Origin of the sequence: Novipirellula sp., assembly GCF_041583735.1 — a bacterium.
In the GTDB taxonomy this organism is placed as follows: domain Bacteria; phylum Planctomycetota; class Planctomycetia; order Pirellulales; family Pirellulaceae; genus Novipirellula.
This window is the reverse complement of record NZ_JBFHFD010000305.1, coordinates 1-9,722: the sequence shown is the minus strand read 5'-3', so window position 1 is coordinate 9,722 and position 9,722 is coordinate 1. Positions and strand designations below refer to the sequence as shown.

Sequence of the window (9,722 nt, the reverse complement as noted above, 5' to 3'; positions counted from 1 at the left end):
GACCAACTACGTCAGCGTCTGCAAGCGGATGGACAAGTGTTGCACTACGCGGGATCGACAAGCCATTCGGCACGCGAGCGAGTCTATTTAAAAGATTTAGAAGGAACCGTGGTTGATGATTCCAAGGCTCAATTAGCGGGATCGTGGCGGCCTAGTACGTCGTCATCCAAGTTCGTCGAACATGGTTACGTCCACGATGACAACACGGCCGATGGCAACGCGTCGATTGCGTTTGTGACCACGTTGCCAGCAGCGGGTGAATACGAAGTGCGGTTTGCGTATCCCGCGAATTCAAATCGAGCCAGTAACGTCAAAGTGATCGTGGAGCACGCCGATGGTTCGACCACGGTAATCGTAGACCAAAAAAAGAATCCAGCAATCGAATCGCTGTTTCTATCGCTGGGCAAATTTCGATTTGATGCGACCCGCAAAGCAAGCGTTCGAATCGTTAACGATGGTACCAACGGTCACGTCGTTGCGGATGCGGTGCAGTGGTTACCGGTTCGCTAGTTGGTTTTAATAACGCAATTTCAAAACGCAAAGCAACTTCAAAAAGCAAAGCCAAAGTCGTTAAGACTTTGGCTTTTGTCGTATGTCAGCGTACGGCGTCGTTGAGCGAGCAGCATTGTTAAACGATGCAGCGACGTATCGTGAGCGGGCGAGGCGACAGGGAAGCGTTGACACCCGAGGGCATGGGGCACACGTCTCGCCGCTTCTGCGGCTGCGATTTAGCGGCTGCCTTTGGCGCGAAGGGGAACGCCTACGGTCTGGGCCATCAGCGTCACGTCTTTCCAAAGGTTGGCGTTGTCGACATAGGCAAGATCCATTCGCATCCATTCGTCGAACGTGTCTGCCTTTTCTTTGGCCACTTGCCAATTGCATGTGATACCGGGCCGAACGTCCAATCGGCGTCGATGCCACGGTTGGCACGCTCGGCTTTCGCTAACAGGAAGTGGTCGAGGGCCAACGATCGACATGTCGCCTCGTAGCACGTTCCACAGTTGAGGCAATTCGTCAACGCAAGTGGATCGTAGCATCTGGCCAAACCGAGTGACACGAGGGTCGTTGCGCATCTTGAATGCGGGGCCGTCGCGTTCGCTCTTGTCTCGCAACTCGGCTTGCTGCGATTCCGCGTTGACAACCATCGTCCGCAATTTGTAAATCGTAAACGGTACCCCGTCACGACCTTCGCGTGATTGCAGAAAAAACGCAGGTCCACCGTCGCGTTTGATGAGGGCTGCTGCGAATGCGATCACAGGCGCCGCGAATAGCAATCCCGCACTGGCCACGGCAACGTCGAATGTACGTTTGACGACCGAATCGACTTGAAAGCTGACGTTGCTGACACGCGTCGACATCAGATCGAACGCTTCGCTGGAATGCGGCGTTGCCATCCGCGTCCCGCTGCCGATCAATTCGTCGTCGTGAAATCGACGGCGGTCTCGCCCAACGGGGTGCTTGTCGTGCAGTCGCACTTTGGTTCCGCCTGACTCTTGGTCGCCGCCATTTGCGGAGGAGTCGTCGGAATCGTCGTTGTTGAACGCCTGTGGGTCATAAACGCTAAGTGAGATCTCAGCCTTTAGGTGTGCGGAGCTCAGTAATCCGTTTAGGCGATCCATGACAATACGGCCACCCATCTCGGGTGTGTCAACGAGAAGCACGCCGATGGTGAAGCGATTGACATGCCCCTTTTCGTCGCTCATCCGCACGTTGCGACGAACCAGCTTGGCTAGGCTGCGGGTGTTTTTCGCCGTTCGGTGAGCGGCACAAAGTTCGATTTGCAAAACGCAAAATGGAATGTTGCGTCGCACGGTTCGGGCCCGCTCTCGGGCGATCTCACGATCAAATTCGCGACCCGTCAAGATCCATGTGTTGATGCGGCGTCGAGTGGTGTAGTTGGTCGCATAACGTGAAATCAGTTTTAGCACGGTGCACGTCCAATAGCAGAGGTAGAGATCAAGTTGGTTTGATTCAGCATCGGTTCATTGTGAATGGTTACGAAGATCGCAACGCCCTGCCCCCTCTCGAGTCGGGCCCATCCACTTCGGGTTTAAAGATACAAGTCCAACTAATTTTGAACAGTGTAACGAGCGAATGAATTAGGGGAATGCAAATTTTTGCTCAGCAAATTTCTCGCAATTTATTAGAACCAAGTCTAATTGCAACTCCTATGATGCCTATCATCATTTTGGACTGTCTTACCAAAATCATAATGATTCCATGTGCAATGGAGCGCAGTAAGGATGCAATCAGATCGATAACTCGCTCTCGGCTAGCGGTTAAATCATGCACGCAGGCAGCGATTTATGGTGCTGATTATGACAATGGTTTTTGGCCTGGATCGAGGTCGGTTTGGACGATCGGCCCCGTTGCCGATTGTTCGGTATCAAAGGCCGTCGATCGACGAGAATGCCGAGATAGGGTGCCACGACCACAGCGTGCATTCATTCCTAGGGGGGACGCGAATGGATTTTTCCCCGTTTTGACGAGGTTTATCGCTCGGCGGCGTCTGTTGATCCGTTTGCGAGTGCCGCTTGGATCGATCGGCTGCGGCACTGATGTTAGCGGAATTGCAGATCGTAGAAGATTTAAAGAATAAATGTAGAAGGATTTTTGCTAGTCAACTCAATCGCGATTCTTGTGCAACTTTGAATTGATAAAGACAGTTAGTAGGTCAACCAGATGCAACGCGACGACGCGAGTCGATATCATGGGGGATGGATCGTTTCGGTATTACTGAATTTAGTAATTCTACGGTCTATAGCCAACTGATTCTAATAGGGGTTTCCCCCAGCGTGCTCTCGCTGTTTTTCCAGCGAGAATCAGGCGGCGATTTAGCGCAGAATCCGCGTAGTTATGATAATCGGTGCCGCGTGTTCGATGCCACGGATTCACTTTGAATTTGAGGTTGTCGCGATTGATTCACCAAGCATACTAATTGCAGTCGCCTGATCCCGTCGTGGACGAGCGAAAAATGCCTATTGAATCTCCGTTTGACCCCGTTTTGTTCGGAACGGTTTGCGTGGTGGGGTGTTTATAACGGAGGCTTCGCCGGGGGCAGAGTCGGCCGGTTTGCATTCGGCCGGTTTGCATTCGGCCGGGCGGTGTTCGGCCGGGCGGTGTTCAGTGGCCGAAGTCCCAACGACCAAAGAAATCATTGATTGAAGGACGCGTATTGTGCTTTTGGCACGACTTCGCATTCGACGTGCAGGTGCCCTAAACGATCGCTACCCGCAGCAATCGTGGCTGGCGAATTGTATTTGAGTTCTCGCGTTTGATCGAACTATCCGAAGGCTCCGAATTTCAAGAGCCACCTCTGTGAAGAATAACGTTGTCAAATTCTTTTTATTCGCGTATCGCCGCACTTCAACGTGAATGGAAACAGAGCGTCATTGTCCGCACTCCATTGGCACTAGCGATTGCGGCGGGCGGTCGGACTCGCGTTCCCGATGCGTTTGGAATTTTGATGTACCACCGTGTTAGCGACGCGGTTCGCGGCTATCCTTTTCCGACTCTGAACGTTACGCCGGAGCGTTTTCGACGTCAATTAAGTGGATTGTTAAAGCGAGGCCATCAGGCGTGGCCTCTGCGACGAGCGCTCGCAGCACATGTTGCAGGGGAAGTGATTCCACGCAACGTCTTTGTTGTGACTTTTGACGATGGCTATGCGAACAATTTCACGCAAGCGTTTCCGATTCTTCAAGAGCTTGGGATTCCCGCAACGATCTTCATTGCCACCGCGTATCTGGATACAAACGAGCGATTCCCCTTCGAAGACTGGGCGCCGGCTGGATCCGACGCGGTTCCTGACGATTCGTGGCGTCCACTGACGACTGACGAATGCCATGCGATGCTCGACAGTGGCATTATCGAACTTGGTGCCCATACGCACACTCATACCGCATATCGCCATCAACCCGAGCCGTTTCGCGAGGATTTGCTAACGTCGATGCAGATTCTACGTGAGCGATTTGGGTATGAGGATTTGACATTCGCGTTTCCGTTTGGCAAGCGGCATCATGGATTGGCCGGACCGACGATGTCGCCAGCCGCACGCCAGGCTGGGGTATTGTGTTCACTGACCACCGAAAATGAATTGGTCTGCCCCGACAGCGATCCTTATGATTGGGGGCGGTTCACGGTTTGCCAGGGCGATACAGGGGCTACCATCTCGGCCAAACTGAATGGATGGTATAGTTTCATTCGTGACGGATGGCGTGGGATCCGTCGACGTACCCGAGATGTTGGCACGGTCACGACGTGAGATTACCTGCACTATTGCGGCGGAACCTATCACCTGCGTCCCCGGACGTGATTGGCGATGTTCGTATGCCTGTTTCGGATCGATTGCGAAGCGTACTGCAGAGTCCCAATTTGCGAGGAGGGTCGCTATCGGTACTGGATCAAGGGATCGTCAGTGCCACTAATTTTCTGACCACCGTGATGATTGGCCGGTGGTGTGGTCAAGATGGACTGGGAATCTACTTTCTCGCGTTCAATATCGTATTGCTATCGCGAAACATTCAATATCAATTAGTCGCTGGCCCCTATACCGTTTTTGCGCATCATCGGTCGCCGAACCAGCGGGCATCGTATGATGGCAGCACGCTGGTTCATCAATCGCTGTTAGCCATGTTTGCGGCGGTGATGACGTGGTTGTCGATTCGGTTTCTGATGCCTGATAGTGACTTGGCTTCCGGTGGGATACTGTTGGTCGTGCTGACGCTAACGCTGCCATTTATTCTGTTTCGTGAATTCATTCGCCAGGTGGAATTGGCTCATCTGAATCTGATCAGTGTGGTTTCGATTGATACCGTTGTCGCGGTGGTACAGCTTGTCGGTCTGGTGTCACTCGGTTGGCTCGGGGTGGTCAGTGTCGGGCGTGCATTTGCGTTGATCGGTGCCGGATCGCTATTAGCGGGAATCGGTTGGTTTGTCACTCGGCGCCCGAAGTTTGAATTTCACGTGCCTGAAATTTTGGCCGATTGGCGGAAGAATTGGTCCTTTGGTAAATGGGCGTTAGCAAGTCATTTGACCGGCAGTTCGATGCCTTATTTGATGCCTTGGATCACTGTGGTGGTGCGTGGTGAAGAGGAAACGGGGCTATTTGCGGCATGCACAACGTTGATCGGGTTGTCGAACGTGGTGGTGCTGGGGATCGATAGCTTTTTAACCGCACGCTGTGCCGCCAGTTTTGCCAGCGGAGGAACGCAGGCATTGAAGGGGATCCTGTGGCGTTTCATGGTGATCTTTTTGGTTCTGGTTGGCTTTTTCTGCTTAGCGGTGATCGCGATGGGCGGACCGGTGGTTCAGTGGTTATACGGGGCGAAGTATGTCGGTGCGGGGCCGATTATGGTGTTGTTGGCGTTTGGGGTTTTAGCGCGTTCGATGGGGATTGTTGCCGGTGCGGGAATTTGGGCGATGCATCTGCCTAAGGCCAATTTAATTTCCGACGTATTGACGCTGGTTGTTGCCATGGCGGTGACCTATTTTGTGGTCGAGTCGCATGGGGTGCTGGGGATCGCGATGGCAACGTTGGCGGGCTCGCTGGTCGGCGCGATCTCGCGAGGCACGACCGTGATCTACTTGTTACAGCGTGTCACGCTCACTGAATCGGATGACGCCATCGCGTTATCGGTGAACCAATGAGAGGCTCGCAAGTGATCCAACCGCGACTCGGCTATTTATTCGTCTTAAGCGTTCCAATGTGTGCGGCCGTCGCAACGCCACGTGGTTTGGAATTTGGCGGACTCAATTACACCGGTTGGTTGTGGTTGGGGATGCTGGTGTTGGGTGTGCTGTTGATCATGATCGAAAAGGCCATCTTTCGTGATCAGCGATGCGTACGTTTTCCGGTGATTCCATGGGCTGCCTATTTCGGTTTTAACTGGATCTCGCTGATTTGGGCCGATGATTTTGGGGCTCGCAATGTGCAGGATGCGATGCAAGTCAGCATGCCATTGGTGATCGGGGCTGCAGCCTCGATGTTCATCGAAACCAACGGTCAATTACGCTCGCTGCAGCGGGTTTTTGTGATCTCGATGATACCTCTGTTTGTGTCGCTGATCATTTGGAAATTGGATCTGATGCCGTCACTTGACTTTGACACCGGGATGCGTCCGTTGGGACTCACGGTGGGATTGGTGGGGTGTGTTTTCCTGGCCATGGCACCCCCGAAATATTTGCTTGCGGTCGCCGGTTGGGCAGTCAGTTTGGCGATCTGTTTCGCCTCGGGTGGGCGAACGGTTACCTTGTCGATTCTGGCGTTGCCGATGCTGCATCCACGTATCGGTACGAAACTCGGTCGTGTCGTGTTGTGTGTGCTAATGTTGGTATTAGCCGTGGTCGTGTTTCATTCGGATAGCTTCCAGCAACGGTTCTTTTATTCGGGCCATGGAACGCTCGAAGATTTGATGGCAGGGGATGTCCGCGGTTCAGGCCGTTTCGACGCCTGGCCCAAAATCTTGGACCATGCGATGTTAAATCCTTGGCTCGGTCATGGAATCGGATCGGCTTATGACTATGTCGCCATCGTTTGGCCTGGGATGAACCATGTCCAAAACGACTACCTACGAGTCTTTTACGAAACCGGAGCTGTCGGATTTGTCATTTTTATTGTGGTTGCCATTTGGCAATCAATCAGTCTGTTCGGCCACGTGCGATCGAGCACGGGATTGGTCCAGCAGACATTTTTGGCCGCCTGGTTGGGGTGGTTACTGTTTCTGATCAATGCAACGACCGGCAATCCGATCTCCTACAACCTGTGGTTCATGAACCCGCTCTTCGCATTGATGGGCGCGGCTTATGGTGTCCACGCCTTACAGTCCGACGCGTCGTCGTCCGTTTCGCCTGATCCTCAAGATAACCTTCATTTCTATGACCAAGCCTGATATTTCGATCGTCATTTGTACGCACAAGCGTCCTGATATGCTTAAGGATGCGTTGTCGAGTTTGATTCGCCAGGAGACTGATGGAGAATTCACCTACGAAGTGCTTGTTGTGTTTTCGTCGTGTCCGATCGAACAAGAACTGATCGACGATCTGCAGCAGCAGACCGACGCACCACTGCGTGCGGTGATGCAAACGCGACCTGGTCAAGTAGCCGCCCGAAACCTCGGGCTCGATGAAGCTGATGGTGAGTGGATTGCAAATTTTGACGACGACCAAATTGCCGAACCTTACTGGTTGAAAGAGTTGTGGAAGACAGCGGTCGAGCATCAATGCGAATGTGTCGGCGGTGCTTTGCAGCTTCATTTTCCTGATGGCTGTGATCGCGAATTGACTCCGAAAATGCAGCGGATGCTCGGGGCAACGGTGCCCTGGGATACCGTTCGACCTTATACCGATCAACAAGGTCCCGGTTCGGGAAACCAGATGTTGCACCGTCGTGTATTTGAGAAACTCGGTAAATATGACGAGTCGTTCACGCTCCGCGGTTACGACACCGATATGTATCGACGCATCCGCATGGCCGGTTTCAAATCTTGGTTTAATCCGCGTGCGCTCGGTTACCATGTGACGCCATCGTCGCGATTAGAAGACCAGTACTTTAAAGAAACATCGCTACACAACGGCTGGAGTTTTTCACGACGTGATCAATTAGAGCGTGGTTCGTTCAAAACGTTGTTGATTGCGGCGGCGCGAGCGGCTCAGTCAGCACTGGTTATCTGGCCTGGACTGCTCGTCTCGCGAATCATCGGCGGATCGAGTGACAATATTGACCGGCCGATCCAACTGTGGCGTAACGAAGGTTACATTCGCTGTACCCTTCATACGTTGTCGCCAAAAATGTTTCCTCAGCGTCGTTTCTTTGATCGATACGAGTTTCGTCCCGACGTTCGCATGGCGAAACTAGCGAAAGCATCGGTGGCCACCGAGCCCGTGACAACGCAAGCTTAAACCGGCTTGTTCTTTTCGAATTGGAAATGCGACGATGCGAATACTGTTGTGTCATAACTACTATCAACAAGCCGGCGGCGAGGATCAATCGTTTGCCGAAGAGGCGGATCTTGTCGCCCGACATGGGCACTCGGTCGTTCGCTATACGCTGCACAACGATGCAATCAAGACGATGGGGAAATTGGAGGTTGCGTCACGGACGATTTTTAATCGGCAATCCTATCGCGATCTGCGTCGATTGATCCAGCGTGAGAAACCCGATGTAATGCACTGCACCAATACGTTTCCGCTGATCTCGCCTGCGGCCTACTACGCGGCGAATCGCGAACGGGTGCCGGTAGTGCAGTCGCTGCGGAATTATCGTTTGATGTGTCCCGATGCCTACTTGTACCGCGACAACAAGCCATGCGAACTGTGCGTGGGCAAATCGTTTCCGTGGCCTGCGATCAAGCATCGGTGTTATCGTGGCAACCGGGCTGCCACCGCGACGGTCGCCTCGATGTTAACGGTCCATCGGTTGTTGGGCACCTACCAACGCCGTGTTGGTATGTTTTACGCATTAACCGAATTTGGTCGGCAAAAGTATATTCAAGGTGGCTTGCCGGAGCAGAAATTGGCGGTGATGGCCAATTTCCTCGATTGTGATCCTGGCGTCGGAACCGGGACGGGCGGCTACGCGTTATTTGCTGGCCGCTTGTCGCCTGAAAAAGGCTTGGACACGCTGCTGGCGGCGTGGCGACGGATGTCGCCGGCGATCCCACTGAAAATCGTCGGCGATGGTCCGATGGCTGACGCGGTGCAGCAAGCCGCAGCGGAGAATCCGACGATCACTTGGCTTGGCCGGCGGCCGAATCAAGAGATATTGAGCTTGGTGGGCGAAGCGTCCTGTTTGGTCTTTCCTTCGCTTTGGTACGAGGGATTGCCGCGTACGATTGTCGAAGCGTTTGCCAAGGGAACGCCCGTAGTCGCGTCGAATCTAGGCGCGATGGCGGAATTGATCGAGCACGATCGTTCGGGGATCTTGTTCGAACCTGCCAATCCCGAGGCGTTAGCGAATTGTGTCAGTGAAGAATCGCAGCGATCCGATGGATGGCAGCGAATGCGGTCCGCCGCACGCCAACGCTACGTGGACAAACACACCGCCGAAATCTGCTACGACCGATTGATGGAGATCTATCGTCAGGCCCGCGAGAACAGCAGAGCTTAAGCAGCGAGGCAAAAGTCCGACAGTCGGTTGGCCAAAGCGGCTAACCCATTTAGCCGTCTCTGCCGACTTCGTCTCGAATGAGGTGACTGCACTATCGACCGGTGGCAGCACAACCCTCGTGCAGCTGACGCCCAATTCCATCGGCTGTGGGTAGCGCCCGCGGCGCGTGCCGTCCGGTTGCGGCGAGTAAAGTCCGGTTGCGGCGAGTAAAGTCCGGTTGCGGCGAGTAAAACGTTCGGATTCGACTGGGCGGCCCCTCGCCGCACCGCTACAAAATCACCTAGTTAGTGCGAACGTCGATGGCATTGGGCTTGCGCCGCAGCGTTTTCGATGCTCGGTTCTATCAGCCTTTTTGGCGACTCAAGAACTCGGGCTTCGGGACCGGAGAAAACGGTTCACGTCGCCATTCGGCGGCCGGTGATGGATCATGCTGGATCACGGGTTCGCGGAAGTATTCGATCAGCAGAGCCAATCCACAACTTGCCATCAACGCCAGCATAAAACCTGCGACCATGGCGAGTTTCTTTTTCGGTGCCACGGGAATGGCGACAAACGTCGGCGGTTGCATGACGCTGACGTTGGAGATTTTTTCGAGCTGCATTGCTTCATCAATTCG

The 9,722-nt window shown here is 53.7% G+C and carries 7 protein-coding genes and 1 pseudogene; 6 read left to right on the top strand and 2 right to left on the bottom strand.

Annotation, left to right across the window (positions count from 1 at the left end; genetic code table 11):
- Window positions 1-510, top strand: a pseudogene (locus tag ABX962_RS20545) (FAD-dependent oxidoreductase); the annotation flags it as partial.
- A gap of 218 nt (window positions 511-728) precedes the next feature.
- On the opposite strand, the gene ABX962_RS20540 reads toward ABX962_RS20545, so the two are convergent.
- Window positions 729-1,928, bottom strand: a complete 1,200-nt coding sequence (locus ABX962_RS20540) for a sugar transferase (protein ID WP_372721889.1) — start codon at window positions 1,926-1,928, stop codon at window positions 729-731.
- A gap of 1,403 nt (window positions 1,929-3,331) precedes the next feature.
- On the opposite strand from ABX962_RS20540, the gene ABX962_RS20535 reads away from it, so the two are divergent.
- From ABX962_RS20535 to ABX962_RS20515, 5 genes are read left to right on the top strand one after another with little or no spacing between them, the layout of a single operon-like run.
- Window positions 3,332-4,264, top strand: a complete 933-nt coding sequence (locus ABX962_RS20535) for a polysaccharide deacetylase family protein (RefSeq protein ID WP_372721888.1) — start codon at window positions 3,332-3,334, stop codon at window positions 4,262-4,264.
- The gene (locus ABX962_RS20530) at window positions 4,261-5,649 is read left to right on the top strand and encodes a lipopolysaccharide biosynthesis protein (protein ID WP_372721887.1); all 1,389 of its coding nucleotides are present in this window, start codon (window positions 4,261-4,263) and stop codon (window positions 5,647-5,649) included. The genes ABX962_RS20535 and ABX962_RS20530 overlap by 4 nt, the downstream gene beginning before the upstream one ends.
- Window positions 5,646-6,890: an O-antigen ligase family protein gene (locus ABX962_RS20525; RefSeq protein WP_372721886.1), complete on the top strand. Its 1,245-nt coding sequence runs from the start codon at window positions 5,646-5,648 to the stop codon at window positions 6,888-6,890. The genes ABX962_RS20530 and ABX962_RS20525 overlap by 4 nt, the downstream gene beginning before the upstream one ends.
- Entirely contained in the window at window positions 6,877-7,899 is a 1,023-nt protein-coding gene (locus ABX962_RS20520) for a glycosyltransferase family 2 protein (RefSeq protein WP_372721885.1), read from the top strand. Before ABX962_RS20525 ends, ABX962_RS20520 begins: the two co-directional genes overlap by 14 nt.
- Before the next feature lie 34 nt (window positions 7,900-7,933).
- Window positions 7,934-9,106, top strand: a complete 1,173-nt coding sequence (locus tag ABX962_RS20515) for a glycosyltransferase (protein WP_372721884.1) — start codon at window positions 7,934-7,936, stop codon at window positions 9,104-9,106.
- Between the two features lie 343 nt (window positions 9,107-9,449).
- On the opposite strand, the gene ABX962_RS20510 is transcribed toward ABX962_RS20515, so the two are convergent.
- A partial coding sequence (locus tag ABX962_RS20510) for a hypothetical protein (protein ID WP_372721883.1) occupies window positions 9,450-9,722 on the bottom strand: 273 nt, incomplete at its 5' end.

Excerpts from the sequence above, each read along its gene's own strand:
- ABX962_RS20520 (WP_372721885.1), top strand. The coding sequence starts at position 6,877 with ATGACCAAGCCTGATATTTCGATCGTCATTTGTACGCACAAGCGTCCT.
- ABX962_RS20515 (WP_372721884.1), top strand. The coding sequence starts at position 7,934 with ATGCGAATACTGTTGTGTCATAACTACTATCAACAAGCCGGCGGCGAG.
- ABX962_RS20525 (WP_372721886.1), top strand. The coding sequence starts at position 5,646 with ATGAGAGGCTCGCAAGTGATCCAACCGCGACTCGGCTATTTATTCGTC.